The 15,429-nt window shown below is 45.9% G+C and carries 12 protein-coding genes and 2 pseudogenes; 13 read left to right on the forward strand and 1 reads right to left on the reverse strand.

From position 1 onward, the window contains the following. The first annotated feature begins 177 nt into the window (after positions 1 to 177). From EAO36_RS03010 to EAO36_RS03065, 12 genes and pseudogenes are all read left to right on the forward strand, one after another. The gene (locus tag EAO36_RS03010; RefSeq protein WP_120955683.1) at positions 178 to 2,220 is read left to right on the forward strand and encodes an HsdM family class I SAM-dependent methyltransferase; all 2,043 of its coding nucleotides are present in this window, start codon (positions 178 to 180) and stop codon (positions 2,218 to 2,220) included. A 14-nt stretch (positions 2,221 to 2,234) separates the two neighbouring features. Then, the gene (locus tag EAO36_RS03015) at positions 2,235 to 3,404 is read left to right on the forward strand and encodes a restriction endonuclease subunit S (RefSeq protein WP_120955684.1); all 1,170 of its coding nucleotides are present in this window, start codon (positions 2,235 to 2,237) and stop codon (positions 3,402 to 3,404) included. A gap of 138 nt (positions 3,405 to 3,542) precedes the next feature. Then, positions 3,543 to 4,064, forward strand: a pseudogene (locus EAO36_RS03020) (restriction endonuclease subunit S); the annotation flags it as partial. A gap of 18 nt (positions 4,065 to 4,082) precedes the next feature. Then, positions 4,083 to 4,676 carry a restriction endonuclease subunit S gene (locus EAO36_RS03025; protein WP_120955686.1) on the forward strand — a complete coding sequence of 198 codons (594 nt, stop codon included), beginning with the start codon at positions 4,083 to 4,085 and terminating at the stop codon, positions 4,674 to 4,676. Positions 4,677 to 4,774: 98 nt separating this feature from the next. Next, positions 4,775 to 6,379 carry an inorganic phosphate transporter gene (locus EAO36_RS03030; protein ID WP_120955687.1) on the forward strand — a complete coding sequence of 535 codons (1,605 nt, stop codon included), beginning with the start codon at positions 4,775 to 4,777 and terminating at the stop codon, positions 6,377 to 6,379. An 81-nt stretch (positions 6,380 to 6,460) separates the two neighbouring features. Next, a complete protein-coding gene (locus tag EAO36_RS03035; RefSeq protein ID WP_185962957.1) occupies positions 6,461 to 7,759 on the forward strand; it encodes a hemolysin family protein in 1,299 nt (432 codons plus the stop codon). A gap of 38 nt (positions 7,760 to 7,797) precedes the next feature. Then, a pseudogene (locus EAO36_RS08670) lies at positions 7,798 to 9,316 on the forward strand (TolC family protein). An 8-nt stretch (positions 9,317 to 9,324) separates the two neighbouring features. Next, complete coding sequence (locus tag EAO36_RS03045; protein ID WP_120948320.1) at positions 9,325 to 10,320, forward strand: HlyD family secretion protein; 996 nt, start codon at positions 9,325 to 9,327, stop codon at positions 10,318 to 10,320. 10 nt (positions 10,321 to 10,330) lie between these two features. Then, positions 10,331 to 11,389 (forward strand): ABC transporter permease, encoded by a 1,059-nt coding sequence (locus EAO36_RS03050; RefSeq protein WP_120948319.1) that lies wholly within the window; start codon positions 10,331 to 10,333, stop codon positions 11,387 to 11,389. Continuing rightward, the gene (locus tag EAO36_RS03055) at positions 11,383 to 12,492 is read left to right on the forward strand and encodes an ABC transporter permease (protein ID WP_120948318.1); all 1,110 of its coding nucleotides are present in this window, start codon (positions 11,383 to 11,385) and stop codon (positions 12,490 to 12,492) included. The genes EAO36_RS03050 and EAO36_RS03055 overlap by 7 nt, the downstream gene beginning before the upstream one ends. Positions 12,493 to 12,495: 3 nt before the next feature. Continuing rightward, entirely contained in the window at positions 12,496 to 13,182 is a 687-nt protein-coding gene (locus tag EAO36_RS03060) for an AzlC family ABC transporter permease (protein ID WP_120955688.1), read from the forward strand. A 2-nt stretch (positions 13,183 to 13,184) separates the two neighbouring features. Then, positions 13,185 to 13,526, forward strand: coding sequence for a branched-chain amino acid transporter permease (locus EAO36_RS03065; protein WP_120948316.1), 342 nt, complete (start codon positions 13,185 to 13,187; stop codon positions 13,524 to 13,526). Here the strand turns inward: EAO36_RS03065 and EAO36_RS03070 are convergent. Then, the gene (locus EAO36_RS03070; RefSeq protein ID WP_235852357.1) at positions 13,523 to 14,167 is read right to left on the reverse strand and encodes an outer membrane beta-barrel protein; all 645 of its coding nucleotides are present in this window, start codon (positions 14,165 to 14,167) and stop codon (positions 13,523 to 13,525) included. The two genes, EAO36_RS03065 and EAO36_RS03070, sit on opposite strands and share 4 nt — an antisense overlap. A gap of 140 nt (positions 14,168 to 14,307) precedes the next feature. On the opposite strand from EAO36_RS03070, the gene EAO36_RS03075 reads away from it, so the two are divergent. Further along, positions 14,308 to 15,429: an MlaE family lipid ABC transporter permease subunit gene (locus EAO36_RS03075; protein ID WP_185962953.1), complete on the forward strand. Its 1,122-nt coding sequence runs from the start codon at positions 14,308 to 14,310 to the stop codon at positions 15,427 to 15,429.

Here is a 15,429-nt window from a genome sequence, read left to right on the forward strand (position 1 = left end):
CAGAGTTTTATAGGATTTTATAGGTCTGTAAGAACGGTTAGCCCTTTAATGTCTTTAAGCCAACCACCTTAGCCTAGACGCTAGTATTTTGCCATCCACCACAAATTTTTTTAAGGTTGTCTTAACCCCCTTATTTGTTTAAATCCCCTATAATGCCCCCTTTTATAAAGGAGAAACATGCCCAGCCAAGAAGAAACCATGGAATACGGAATCAAAAAAGAACTAGAAGCCCTTAACATTGCCTACTACGCCAAAACAGCCCCCATCAATGAGGAAACCCAAAGGGCGTTAGAACAAGCCCCTTCAAAGAGCGGGGGGAGTGGCAAGAATTACCCCGATCTCAAATTGCTTTTAAGCACGCCCAGCGCGCGCAAATTGCCCGTGATGATCGAGGTCAAGGGACTTAAGGGGCGTTTAGCCAAGTTTGGCAAGGATCATAGCCCAGATTTAAGCACCAACGCCATTAAAAATTACGCCCTCAATGGGGCGTTGCACTACGCCAATGCGATTTTAGATTATAGCTATAGCTACAATGAGGCGATCGCCATAGGGATCAATGGCTATGAAGAAGCGGGCAAACTCTACAAGCAATACGCCCTTTACTATCTCAACACCAAGCACCTAGCCGTGCCTCAAAGGATCGGGGAATTTAGTGATTTGGGGATTTTGGCGGATTTAGGGAGGTTAGAACAAGCCCTAGACAACCTCACTTTAAGCGAGGCGGAGCGCAATAAAGCTATTGAGGACTTAGAGAGCCAAACAGAGGCGCAACTCAACAAGCTTAACCAGTTCTTGCATGACGATATTTTAAATTTAAACCCCAACGCCCGAGTGGCGTTGTTGGTGGGCATGATCATGGCGGCTACGGGCGTGGCAGATAAAATCCGCCCCCTAAAATTAGAGGATTTGCATGGCGAACAAGACAAGGACACCCACGATGGGCATGAATTTTTAAAGAAAATCAAAGCTTTTTTAAACGCCAAGCATTTACCCCAAGAAAAAGTCGAAATTATCCTTGATGAACTCAAGCAAGCCTTTATCCACTCCAAGTTGTGGTTTTTAAACAGCTACACCAGTGCCAACACTGCCGAAAGCCCTTTAAAAAAGATTTATGGGCGGTTTTTAGAGGGGGTTTATCCGCTCGTTAAAAAGCTCACCAGTGCAGACATTGCGGGTAGGCTGTTTAATTCAATCACCAAGTGGCTTGAAGTCCCGGACAATGAAAAAAACGATGTGGTTCTAACCCCTCGTATGGTGGTGGATTTAATGGTGGAGTTGGCCCAAGTCAATAAAGATTCTTATGTTTGGGATTATGCCACGGGCTCGGGGGCGTTTTTGGTTTCTAGCATGAATAAAATGTTAAAAGATTGCGAAGAGAAGATCACAAATCCCACAGACAGAGAGAAGAAAAAGGCACAAATTCGAGCGTATCAACTCTTAGGCATTGAAAAGAGGGCAGATATTTACTTGTTAGGCGTGCTGAACATGCTTTTATTGGGCGATGGGAGCGCGAATTTGTTACACAAGGATAGTTTAGTGGATTTTGAGGAGGGGCAACCCGTCAAATATGAGCAAGGCGATCGCAAAAACGAACCTTTTAGGGCAAATGTGTTTTTACTCAACCCCCCCTACAGCGCAAAGGGCAAGGGCTTTATTTTTGTGGAGCGGGCATTAGAGAGGATGAAAAGCGGGCGCGCGGTGGTGATCATTCAAGAAAATGCCGGAAGTGGCAATGGCGACATTTACACCAAAAAGATTTTAGAACACAGCACTTTAGTGGCAAGCATTAAAATGCCCCTAGATTTGTTCGTGGGTAAATCTAGCGTGCAAACCGCGATCTATGTTTTTGATGTGGGCACGCCCCACGACCCCAATAAAAATGTCAAATTCATAGACTTTAGCAACGATGGCTACACCCGCGCGGCGCGCAAAAAGGCAAGGGCTAGCACAAATTTACGCGACACCGACCACGCCAAAGAGCGCTACGCCGAGTTGGTTGCCTTAGTTTTAGGCAATAAAAGAGAAACAAACTTTTATAAAGATTGCTACATAGAGGACACGATCAACACTGAGGGCAAGGACTGGACCTATGCCCAACACCAAAAGATAGACACCACGCCTAAGCTGGGCGATTTTAGCGGTAGCGTGGCGGAGTTTTTAGCCTATGAAGTGTCCTTAGTGCTCAAAGGCACAGAGGGAAAGCCCCTAACCCACGCCTAAAAAGCTGGCAGGCTTTGTGCGCCCTAGAGTGGTGTGGGGTGCAATTAGGGGGGATTTTTGAGGTGTTTAAGCCTGCCAAACACAGCCACCAAAAACGGCTTTTACCCACAGAACCCAAAGAGGGCTATATCCCGGCCATCACTTGCACCACGCAAAACAACGGCATCGCCTGTTATATGCCAAAAGAGGGGGCTTTGGTGCTGGAAAATATGATTTCTGTGGGGGCTAATGGCGATGCGCCCGCCTTTTACCAACCTAGAGAATTTACACTTTTGCAAGATTGTTACGCCCTAAAATTTAAGGGCAAAGAGCTAAACCGCTTGCAATATTTGTTTTTGGTCGTGTGCCTAAATAAGGTCTTGGCTAAGTTTAACTGGAACAACAAATCCGGTTGGGCTAAGGTCAGCCAAGAGAAAATCCTTTTGCCCTTTGCCAAGAATGGGGAAATTGCTTTTGAAGTGATAGAGGTATTTATAAGGGAACTTCAAGCGGAGCGCTTGAGGGAACTTCAAGCGTATCTAAAAGTAACAGGATTGGAGGACACTATGCTAACCCCAGAGGAAAAACACGCCTTAAATATTTTCACAAACTATTTTGTTTGGAAATCGGGGGGGGGGGGGGGGGGGGGAGAACCCTTAACTTGGCAAGAGTTTAAAATCGGGGCGTTGTTTGACATAAAGACCCCTAAAAGAAAATTTGACGCTAATAAGGTGCGCTTTTGTGTGGGTGGATACCCGTATGTGGCAAGGGGGGCAACTAACAACGGCATTAGGGGCAATATTGAAGCAGACCCCATTTTTTTAAATAATGCCCCAAGTATCAGTTTCGGGCAGGACACAGCGACCATTTTTTACCAAGACAAACCTTACTTCACGGGCGATAAAATCAAGATTTTCACGCTAAAAGAGGGCAGGCTAGAACGCCATAGGGCGTTATTTTTCATTGCGAGCATGCGTAAAGCCTTTAGCTCTTTTAGCTGGGGCAGCACTTCTTTTAAACAATCCCTTTTAGAGAACATACCCTTTAAATTGCCCACCCATAAAGATGGCACCATCGCCTATGATCTCATGGAAAACTTCATCAAAGTCCTAGAGAAACAACAGATCGAGAGAGTCATGGCTTTGTGGGATCAAAAGTTAAACGCTTATGACAAAGTCTTAAGCACGCCGTTAAAGCCCGTTTAAATGGGGTTAAAATGAGAGGTGGTTACAATGGGAGCAAAAATTTTAAAGGAGTGCCAATGACCCTACAAGAGAACAACGCCCCCGTTATGACTATGGGGGGGGGGGGGGGTAAGTCTAGATAGTTTTAAATGGCAGGAGTTTAAAATCAAAGACATTTTTGAAGTGGCTATGTCTAAAAAGATTTTCCATGCCAACACTTTAAACATTGAGGAAAACCCTAAAGAGGGCTTTTACCCCTATGTGGTGCGGAGCGCGCGTAATAATGGCATTCGGGGGTTTATCCAAGAACAAGAGGTTTATTTAAACCCGGGCAACACTCTAATCTTTGCGATGGACACCTTTAGCGTGTTTTACCAAGAAACCCCCTACTTTACGGGCAATAAGATTAAGATTTTAATCCCCAAATTTGGCATGACAAGGTGGAGCGCACTTTTTATCGCGGTGTGTTGCCAAAAGGCGTTTAAAACTTTCACATGGGGCATGAACGCCACCCACCAAGATGTAGAGAACTTTAAAATCCCCTTGCCCGTGATCCAAGACCAAATTACCTATGAATACATGGAGCACTTCATCAAAGCCCTAGAAAAACAACACATTGAAAGGGTAAAGGCGTTGTGGGATCAAAGATTAAAGGCGTATGAGGATACAATACGCGTTTAAAACCTAAAGGATTCATCAATGAAATTTAAAGATAACAGCCCTGCCACTGGGGGGGGGGGGGGGGTGAGCCTTGAGAGCCTTCAGTGGCAAGAATTTAGCTTTAGCGAGGTGTTTATTTATGAGAGGGGGAGGCGTTATAAAAGAGGGGATCACACCAGCGGAGAGATCGCCTATATCTCCTCAAGTGCCTTGAATAATGGCGTGGATGGGTTTGTCAGCCCGCCAAGCTACATGAAAATCCACCAAAACAAAATCACCTTAGCCAATAGCGGGAGTGTGGGGAGTTGTTTTTACCACCCCTACCCCTTTGTGGCCTCCGATCATTGCATGGTGGTGTGGCTCAAAGAGAGAGAATTAAACCGCCATTTAGCCCTATTTTGCACCACGATTTTACGCCATAGCGTGCAACACAAATATGGCTTTAATCGCGAGATCAACCGCGAACGACTCTTAGAAGAAAAATTTAGCCTGCCCGTCCATGCAAATGGCACCATCGCTTACGATCTCATGGAGAATTTCATCAAAGCCCTAGAAAAACAGCAGATAGAAAGAGTTATGGCGTTGTGGGATCGCAAGTTGGGGGCGTATGAGGGGGTGGGGCGGGGGCTTTAGGGCGTGGGTGGTAACCAAGTGCTTTGAGCGTAGCGTATTGTCTTTAAGCATTTCTTAGAGAATTTTATATTAAAGTCCTGCCCATATGAGAGCTTCACATGAAATCTAAAACAAGCAGTTCGTTCCAAAAGACTTTCAAAGAACTCCAACGGGACAATGTCAAAATCACGCTTGCCATCGTGTTTGTCGTGGTCATTGCGGGTATGGCACTCTTTTGGGGGGATGTGAGTTTCCATTTGCCCCTATTGGTTTTAGCCACGGTGGTGGGGGGGTATATGGCGATGAATATCGGGGCTAATGATGTGGCTAACAATGTGGGTCCCTTGGTGGGCTCGCAAGCGATCACTTTGGGCATGGCGATTTTAATCGCGGCTATTTGTGAGGTGTTGGGGGCGGTGTTGGCTGGATCGGAGGTGGTACAAAGCATTAAGGGCAAGATCATCAATCCCGCCCACATCGAGAGTAGTGCTGTCTTTGTGGGGGTGATGTTTGCGGCTTTGCTGTCTGGGGCTTTGTGGTTGCACTTGGCTACGGCGATTGGCGCGCCGGTTTCCACCACGCATTCAATTGTGGGGGGGGTTTTGGGTGCGGGCTTGATGGCTGGGGGTGTGGGGGCTGTGGAATGGCACTTTTTGGGGGGCATTGTGGCTAGTTGGGTGATCTCGCCTTTAATGGGCGGGGGGATTGCCATGGGACTCTTGGTGCTCATCAAAAGCGTTTTGAGTGATCGGGAGGATAAAAAGCAAGCTGCCCTAAAGAGTATGCCCTTGATGATCGGGGTGATGGGGTTTGCCTTTGGCTGGTACATGCTAGCTAAGGTGTTGCACAAGCACATCCCTTTAGCCAACTGGGAGGAGTTGCTCTTAAGTGTGGTGTTAGGGGGTATCCTCTACCAAAGCTTTAAGGTTTATATTCTTAAAAAGCTCCCCAGTTTGCAGAACACTAAAGAGAGTGTGCATGCCCTCTTTACACTCCCCTTGATTTTTGGGGCAGCCCTGCTGAGTTTTGCGCATGGGGCTAATGATGTGGCTAATGCCGTTGGTCCTCTAGCAGCCATTGTGCAAAGTTTGCGTGAATGGGGCAATCCTACTCCTAGCACCGCTTATGCGCCCTTGTGGATCATGTCCATTGGGGGGTTTGGGATTGCCCTAGGACTTAGTCTCTATGGTCCCAAGTTGATTAAAACCGTGGGGAGTGAGATCACCGAATTAGATAAAATGCAAGCCTTTTGCATCGCCATGGCAACGGTGATCACGGTGTTGCTGGCTTCAAAACTAGGTTTGCCCGTGAGTTCCACGCATATTACGATTGGGGCGGTCTTTGGGGTGGGGTTTTTGCGGGAGTTCTTGCAAAAACGCCTCTTTGAGATGAAACAGATGATTTTAGATGCCCACTATGGCGAAAATACAGAGGTGATCAAGAATTTTTTGGATCGCTTTGAGCGGGCTAACCCCAAGCAAAAAAAAGAGATGTTGGCTTATTTAAAGACTCTCCAAAAAGAAAACAACACCTTAGAATATGCGGTGGGCTTGAGTAAGAAAGAGCGCAAACGCTTGAAAAAAGCCTATAAAAGCGAGTTGGTCAAACGTTCGGTGATCAAAAAAATCATCACCGCTTGGGTGATAACCGTCCCTGTATCGGCTTTTTTGGGTGCGGGGGGGTATTATCTGATCGATGTGTTTAGCCTTGTGGAACGCTTATAAAGCGTGGTTATTTAAAATAGACTATAGTAACACGGATGAAAATTTGAAGGAGAGTGATTGGATTTTTATGAGCCGATTTTAATGTCCGCTCTTGCATTCCTCTTGGTTTTACTCAATGCCTTTTTTGTGCTTTCTGAGTTTGCCATTGTCAAGGTTAGACGTTCTAAATTAGAAGAGTTGAGTTTGCAAAACGATCAAAATGCCATTTTAGCCCTTAAAATCAACGCCTCGATCAACACTTATTTGAGCGCGACCCAGCTAGGCATCACACTAGCTTCTTTGGGGTTGGGTTGGCTAGGTGAGCCTGCTATTGCGCATTTTATCACGATCTTTTTGCAAAAATGGTTGCACTTGGACAATATCCATGCTCTAGCGCATGGCATTAGCGTAGTGATTGCCTTTAGCCTCATCACTCTATTGCATGTGATTTTGGGGGAGATTGTGCCTAAATCCATCGCGATTGTGCATGCTGAAAAAGTGGTGCTTTGGGTGGCTAGACCCTTGCATGCCTTTTGGCTGATCTCCTATCCCGTTGTCAATCTTTTTGATTTTTTAGCTAGAATCGTGCTCAAAATCTTTAGAATCGAACTCCAGCATGACAGTGCGCACTCTGAAGAGGAGTTAAAGATCATTGTGGGGGAAAGTTTGCGCGGAGGGGTGATTGACTATGTGGAAGAGGAGATTATCAAAAATGCGGTGGATTTTTCGGATACGAGTGCTAAAGAGATCATGACACCCAGAAACGACATGGTTTGTTTGGATATGCGTAATTCCTATGAGGATAATATCCAAATCATTTTGAAAAACTCCTACACCCGCTACCCATGCTGTGAGGGGAGCAAGGACAATATCTTGGGGCTGGTGCATATTAGAGATGTGCTCTCCACCTCTTTATTGGAGAATACCAACCTCTCTAGCACCCAAAACCTGAGAAAAATCCTCAAAGAGATGTTGATTGTGCCTGAGAGCGCGTCTATCTCCCAAATCCTCATCAAAATGAACAAACAGCAGATACATACCGCTTTGGTGGTGGATGAATACGGGGGCACTTCGGGTTTATTAACTATTGATGACATTATTGAGGAAATCATGGGCGATCTTTACGATCGGCACGACTTGAAACGCGAGGGGATCAAACAGCTAGATGAGAACACTTTTGAGTGCAATGGCATGGTGGATTTGGAAAGTGTTGAGGAGGTTTTAGGGGTCAAATTCGATCAAGATTATGAGCAAGTTACCTTGGGGGGGTATGTTTTTAGTCTCTTGGAGCGGCTACCCGAAGTGGGCGATGTGGTGGGCGATGCGCATTGTATTTTTGAAGTGCTGGACATGGATAAGGCGCGGATTAAAAAGCTTAAATTGATGAAGAAAGATATTTAGAGATGGCACAAAATCAAGTGTTAAGATGGGCGTTATTAATGGGGCTTTTGGGGGATTTAGCCTTGAGCGACCCTTTGGAGCCCACAGATTTTAATATCCTGCAAGCCCTCAAGGCTTCTCCCAAGATTTTTTCAACCCACCCTTCGCCCATCTCGCTCAAGCAAGCATGGGATATGGTGCTCTCCAACTATGAGGGCATTAAAGCCCAAGACTATGCCCAAAAAAAGGCCAAGAAACTCAGCACAGCGGCCAAACTCTCTTTTTTGCCCGAAATTGACTTGAGTGCCTTTTATGTGCATTTGGGTAAGCCCATTGAGCTCCAGCCCTTTAGTGCTAGCAAGCGTGCCCAAATTCAAGAGGGTGCAAGGGGTTTGGAAAACTCCCTAAAAGCCCCTCTAGCCCATATGCCCCCCCCTTTGAATGGGTTAGGGAATGTCATAGGGGGTGCGGTTGCACAGGGGACTTCGGGTTTAATGGGTCTTTTAAGCGAGCCTTTTTTGTTTTCTAAACAAAATGTGGTCATGGGGGCATTGAGCATTATTTACCCACTCTACATGGGCGGGGCACGTTTTTATATGAGCAAGTTAGCCTCTCTAGCCCATAAAGATTCCATGGAGGTTTCACGGCTCAAAAGACTCTCTACCTTCCAAGAGCTAGTGAAAATTTATTATGGTTTGGTGCTCAATATTGAGGTTTTAGAGGTGCTTAAGGGGGTGGAGGAGGGGCATTTAAAGCATTATCAAAATGCACTCAAACGCCAAAAAGCGGGGCAAATCGCGCGGGTAGAGGTGCTGAGTGCCTCTGTGGCTTATGAAAAAAGCAAGATCAAGACCATGCAGGCTAGAGACTCACTAGAAGTTGCCACCCTAGCTTTCAACACCATTTTATCGAGTGCCAACATGCCCGCCTCTAAGCTCCACTTTGCCCCCACAGCCCATCTGCACTTACGCGCTAAAGCCCTACCCAATGTGGATTTTTTTATTCAAGAGACTTTGAGCTCTTATCCAGCGTTAAAAAGTCTAGCCATCAAACAAAAAAAGTGCTAGAGAGATGACAAAATTACAAATCTCTAAATTTCTGCCCCATTTTAACTTCTTTGGGGCGTATGTGATGAAACAAAATAATTCCCCACTCACCAATATGGTTCCCGAATGGTTTGTGGGCGTGGGGGCAAAACTGCCCATTTTGACCCCGGGGGGGCGTGTGATGCACTACCAAGCGGCTAAAATTGATGAGTTGCAAGTGAGTGCGCTACAAAGCCAAGCTAAAAAAGATATGGAGTTGTTGGTGCACAAAACTTATTTGCAATGCCAAGCCTCTTTGAAGGAATACCAAAGCCTGAACGCTAGCGTGGAGTTAGCTAAAGAAAATCTCAAGCTCCAAGAAGAGGCATTTAACCAAGGCTTGAGCACCAATGCCTTAGTTGTGGATGCGCGCAACTCGCTAGCCGGAATCTTGGTGGAGCAAAAAACCAGCGCGTTTAAATACATCAGTTCTCTAGTGGATTTGATGGTTTTAAGTGATCGCATCGATTCATTCTATGATTTTGTTTATTAGGAGAGGGCATGCCCAAGACTAAAACTACTAATCTTTTGGTTATGATTGTCCTTTTAGCCCTAGCAATCTTAGGCTGGCTGGGGTATTTGTATTACCAAGCTTACAACCACAAAATGCAACGCTTACAAGGCTTTATTGAGGCTAGAGAGTATAGCGTGAGTTCCAAGTTGGCTGGGCGCGTGGAAAATGTGTTGGTCAAAAAGGGGGATATTGTCAAAAAAGGGGCTTTAATGTTTGTGATCAATAGCCCCGAGGCTGAGGCCAAACTTTTACAAGCCAAATCCAGTCACAAGGCCGCACGGGCACTAAAAGATGAGGTGCTTAAAGGGACTCGCTCCCAAACCATCAAGAGTGCTAAAGATGTGTATCAAGCCGCTAAGGCCCAAAGCGATCTAGCCCAAGAAACTTATAAGCGCATCCAAGACCTCTACGATCAGGGGGTTACTAGCTTGCAAAAACGCGATGAAGCCTATGCGGCTTTTCAGAGTGCGACCTTTAATAAAAATGCGGCTTACCAACAATACAAGCTCGCCCTAGAGGGGGCTAGCTCAGAGACCAAAATTGCCGCCCAAGCCAAAGAGAGTGCCGCTTTAGGGCAACTTAATGAAGTGCAAGCCTTTTTGCACGATAAAAATGCTTATAGCCCCATAGATGGGGAAGTGAGCAATGTTTTGTTGTATAGCGGGGAGTTAAGCCCCAAGGGCTTCCCGGTGGTCTTGGTTACGGACACTGCGCATGCGTGGCTGAATTTGAGTGTGCCAGAAAAATACTTGCAACAATTTAGCATCGGTTCTAGCTTTAAGGGCTATGTGCCCGCTTTGCAAAAAGAATTGGAATTTAAAGTAACCCATGTGGCTGTGATGGGGGATTTTGCTACATGGAAGAGCACAAGTTCGAGTAAGAGTTATGACATGAAGAGCTTTAGCATTGAGGCGACCCCCTTAAGCCAAATGCAAGATTTGCGGGTGGGCATGAGCGTCCTAGTGGATATCCCCAAACCTTGAGGTTTAGCGCATGCTGGCTAAATTTTTGCATGATAAATTTAGCTTGGGGCTGTGCTTTGTGGCACCCTTAGTGCTTTGGGGGCTCATTGCGGCTATTTTTTATAAAGAAATCCCCACCCGCTTGAATGTGGGGGTGGTCGATTTGGATCACAGCCACCTGAGCCAAGAGATTGTTACCGCGCTCAATGCCAGTAGCTACCTCAACCTCAAGCATTTTTATAGCGGTTTGGATCAAGCCAAGCCCTTTTTAGCCAACAAAGAGATTTATGGGGTGGTGGTCCTGCCTAAAAATTTGGAGAGGCAGATCAAGCTAGGCATCAAAACCCCCGTGGCACTTTATTATAACGCTGAGTTTGTGTTAGTGGGTAAGTCCATTGCTAATGCGCTCTTACAAACCCTCCTCACTTTAGGGATCAAAAACGATGTGGCTAGAAATCTAGCTACACATAGCGATCTCAACACCGCCAAAGCCCTAGCCTTCCCCTTGCATGTGAATCTGCACCGTCTCTATAATGAAGACAACAACTACGCGCAATTTTTATCCAGCGTGATCTTACCCTGTATGTGGCAAATCATCGTGGCTTTGGGCATGCTTAATTTTCTGATGCAATGCTCCAGCCTAAGCGATATCTTAGGGGCTTTGGGGCTCAACACCGCCATTTTTAGCTTTTGGGGGTTTTTGATGGTGTTTTTTTTAAAACCCTATGATGCGCATTTGGGGGTTTTTCTTTTAGCTGTTATCTTATTGGTGCTGTGTGTCTCTAGCGTGGTGATCGCTTTGCATGCCCTCCTTAGCGACCCACTACGCACTGCCTCAGTGATTGCCGCCTACACCGCCCCCTCTTTAGCCTTTGTGGGGGTAACCTACCCCACGCCCAACATGCCTGTTTTAGGGGAGTTTTGGGGATCACTCTTGCCCATCACCTATTTTATCAAGTCCTTTATCGCCCTGTTGCACTACCAAGAGGGAGTCCCTTTAGCCCTTGCCTCGCTCTCCAAAATGTGGTTTTTCTTGCTCTTCTTGCCCTTGGGGTTGTTAGTCCATGCCTTGAGAAAAAAAACATGTTAGGGCTTTTTACCGCTGAATTTAAAAGAATTTTCACGCATGCGGGCGTGGTGTTTATCATTGTGGTCGGGCCTCTTTTTTATGCCCTGCTCTACCCCCTACCCTACAAAAGCGACATTGTAACCAAGCAAAAAATCGCGCTTGTGGATGCCGATGAAAGTGCACTTTCTAGGCGGCTTATCCGCATGTTAGAGAGCACGCAAGGTATTAGCATCGCCTATCGTCCTAGTTCCATGCAAGAAGCTAAGGCACTTTTAGAACATGAAAAGGTCTATGGGATTGTGTTGATCCCTAAGTTTTTTGAACGCCAAATTTACACCAGTACACCCGCGCATGTCGAGCTTTATGCCAATGCCAATTACTTCTTGATCTATGCCGCCATTGCTAATGCCACCCTAGATGCGATTAACGCGCTTGGCGATCAAATCAAACTCCACAAAGCCCGCTTTGAGTCCCAAAGACCCCAAGAACCCAATCTTTTAACTTTGCAATCCATCCCACTTTTCAACCCCTCTTTGGGCTATCTTAACTACGCCCTAGCCAATGCCCTGATTTTCATCTTGCACCAAACCTTGTTGATGGGCACTAGCATGCTCACCTGCACGCCCAACACCCGCCTACGTGCCTCTAGCTTTTTGGAGGCTTTGGGGGCTATTTTGGTGCGTTGTCTGTGTTTTATGGGTGTTTATCTCTTTTATATTTTCTTGTATTTTGGGGTGCTTTTCCCCTATTATCATATCCACATCCACGCCAATCCGACCACGCTTCTAGCCTTTGGAGCGGTGTTTTTATTGGCAACGGCAAGCTGTGGGGTGGTGTTAGGCACTTATTTATCAAAGCCTATCCGGGCAACCCAGATTCTCTTATTGGCTTCCTTGCCCATGATCTTTATGATGGGCTTTATTTGGCCCTTTGAGCTCTTACCTAGTGCCTTGCGCGTGTTATTGCAAGCCGTGCCTGCTTACCATGCCATCTCAGGAATGGTGATGCTAAACCAATTAGGAGCTGATCTCAGTGCTACTCTTACCCACCTGAGTGCCCTTGTTATTATTGCTTTTATCGCTCTGTTTTGGGGGGCTTTTAGATTAACACGCCTGAAGGGTTAGCCATTGTTTAAAACACCTCTCATATTAGCCTTTAAAGAAGCCTTCCCCCACACGATCCCCATTTGTTTGGGTTATTTGTTGATGGGCGCAGCCTTAGGGATTTTCTTGCAACAAAATGGGTATGGGGTGTTGGCTGCCCTTTGCATGAGCTTGTTTGTCTATGCGGGGGCGGTGCAGTTTATGGTCGTGGCTTTGGTGAGCGTGCATGCCAGTTTGCTGAATATCTTTTTATTGGTGGCTGTTGTGAATGCGCGCCAAATTTGTTATGCGATTGCGATGATTGAGCCCTTTTCTGGCATGAAAAAACGCCTCTACTACATAGCACATGCCCTCAGCGATGAAACTTTCATGCTTTTAAATGTCGCCCAGCCCAAGCAATCGGTGCGCGAGGATTTTATGTTAGCCATCGCCCTTTTAAACCAAAGTTATTGGGTATTAGGGACTTTACTAGGTTCTTTGCTAGGGGATAGCTTTAAATTAGATGTGCGGGGGATGTCTTTTGTGATGGTGAGTATTTTTGTGGTGATCTTTATGGAGCAATGGAAAAGCACTAGCCGGCATGCACCCGCCTTAATTGGGCTTATGAGCGCGTTGGTGTGTTTCATTATTTTTGGCAAGTCCCACTTTTTATTGCCCACTTTAGCGATCATGGTGGCGATATTTCTACTCTTCAAACGCCGTTTAGATTAGAGATGCTAGGTTTATATATCTTAATGGCTTGGGTGATCACAGCCCTAACCACTTACGCCTTCAAGGTCTTTTCTTTCTTGATCTTTAATGCCAAAAGAAAAGCGCCTAGCTGGGTGCTCTATCTGGGGCGCATGTTTGGCTTAGGGGCGGTGGGCATGTTGATTATTTATGGGATCAAAGACGGGTCTTTTGGCGCGCCCCCCTATGGACTCAATGAAATTCTAGCGATTGCGAGTGTGGTGATCGTGCATGGAGTGTTGCGTATTTTTATTATCAGCGTGGCGGTGGGGACAGCCCTTTATATGTTCTTGGTGCAAAGCGCGGTTTTGGAAAAACTCTTTTAAAACTTGTAAAGATACATCAGGTTAAACATCAAGGAGGTTTCAAAACTATTGGAATCTTGGGCACTTTTGTCGGTGGGCAAAACCTTAAAGCCAGCCTCGATGCGGTGTTTGGAATAAAGCGTTAGGGTCATGCCCCCTTGAATCACCAGCCCAAAGGCGTAGATAGCTTGTTTGTTGCGGATTTGAAAATTAGCATTGTCGGCATAAAACACCCCCCCAGCACCCAAGCCCCCATAAAAACCCCAAAAATGTTTAAAAGAACGGGTCAAACTAAATTCCATTGGAATCTCAAAACCCGCACTTGCTACGCCATAAAAGGAAGTCGAGGGTGTGGTCTTAAAAAGCCAATTTGCCTTAGAAGTGGCTAAATCCAAAGCAAAAAAAACGCGAATCCCCACATAATGTTCAAAGAAAGTCTGCAAGCCCCCCTTCAAACTCAAAATAATGGGAAAATTCTCCAGCTTGGTATTTTGATAGTCTTTTTTGATATTGATCATGCCCAAACCCACACCAAAATACCCACCATTTTTTTGTTTGAGGCGGCGGTGCTTATTGACTAGGCGGGTATAACTATCCTCTTCTTTGAGCAAGCTTTCTAAAGATTTGGGTAACTTGGAATTTTTGGCTAAAAGTGGCAACACCAGCAAGCCACACCCAAGAAGCTTTTTTAAAAGACACAAATGCACATAACCCTATGAACTTTAATATTTGATATTTGTTGTATAATAACATAAAATTGTGGTGGAGCGATGTTTAGTTTTTTGCCTCTGAAGGGGATTTTTTGATAAGCAACAAGCGGTCATTAGATGCCTATGTCCAAGCGGGTACCTTAGTTTTGCAAGGGAATTGGGATTTTAGAGCCCCTGCTGGTGCTCTCTCTCATCTAAAGAATGTCTTAGAAAATGCCCCCTCAATTCAGGCGATTGACTTCAAGGGAGTGGATAATGTCGATTTTGTGTTTCTGATGTTGCTCTACGATCTGCTCGGACACAAAAAACCAAAATTCCTCAACGCTAATGCCTATACCGCACGGGTGCTAGAAGTCGTGGAGAACTGGATTAGAGAAGATCCCAGTATTTTAAAACAAGAACATGCCATGCGCACCTTCAAAAACCCCCTAGACAAGTTGGGGCGTGGTGTGGCTTCCTTTTATGGGACTTTACTCAACACCTTTAATTTTTGTGGTATGGTGGTCTATTATGTGGGATTGGTTTTGATTCGCCCCAAGACTCTTTGCCTAGCCCCCTTGACCCACCACATCCATGAGAGCGGGTTTAAGGTCTTGCCTGTGAGCATTTTAACCGTCTTTGTCGTGGGCTTTGCGATCGCCTTGCAGGGGGCAGTGGAGCTACAGCAAATGGGTTTTCCGATGATGAGCATTGAGATGACTGCTAAGTTGGCTTTAAGGGAGATGGGTCCCTTTATTTTGGCTTTGGTGGTGGCGGGGCGTAGTGCCTCTAGTTTCACCGCTCAAATTGGGGTGATGAAGATCACCGAAGAATTGGATGCGATGAAAACGATGGGTTTAAACCCCTTCCAATTCTTGGTCTTGCCCCGTGTGTTGGCATTGGTGATCGCCATGCCGTTATTGGTCTTTATTGCCGACACCTTTGCTCTTTTAGGGGCGATGATTGCTATTAAATTCCAATTAAATGTGGGCTTTACGCACTATGTAGCGCGTTTGCACGAAAATGTAGGGTTGTCGCATTTTTTTGTGGGCATGGTCAAAGCACCTTTTTGGGGGTTTGCCATCGCTCTAGTGGGGTGTATGCGGGGGTTTGAGGTCAAGGGCGATACCGAATCCATTGGGCGTTTGACCACCATTAGCGTAGTGAATGCCCTCTTTTGGATCATCTTCTTAGACGCGCTCTTCTCCGTCATTTTTAGCAAACTCAATATCTAA

This window comes from Helicobacter mehlei (genome assembly GCF_003660265.1).
GTDB lineage: Bacteria > Campylobacterota > Campylobacteria > Campylobacterales > Helicobacteraceae > Helicobacter > Helicobacter mehlei.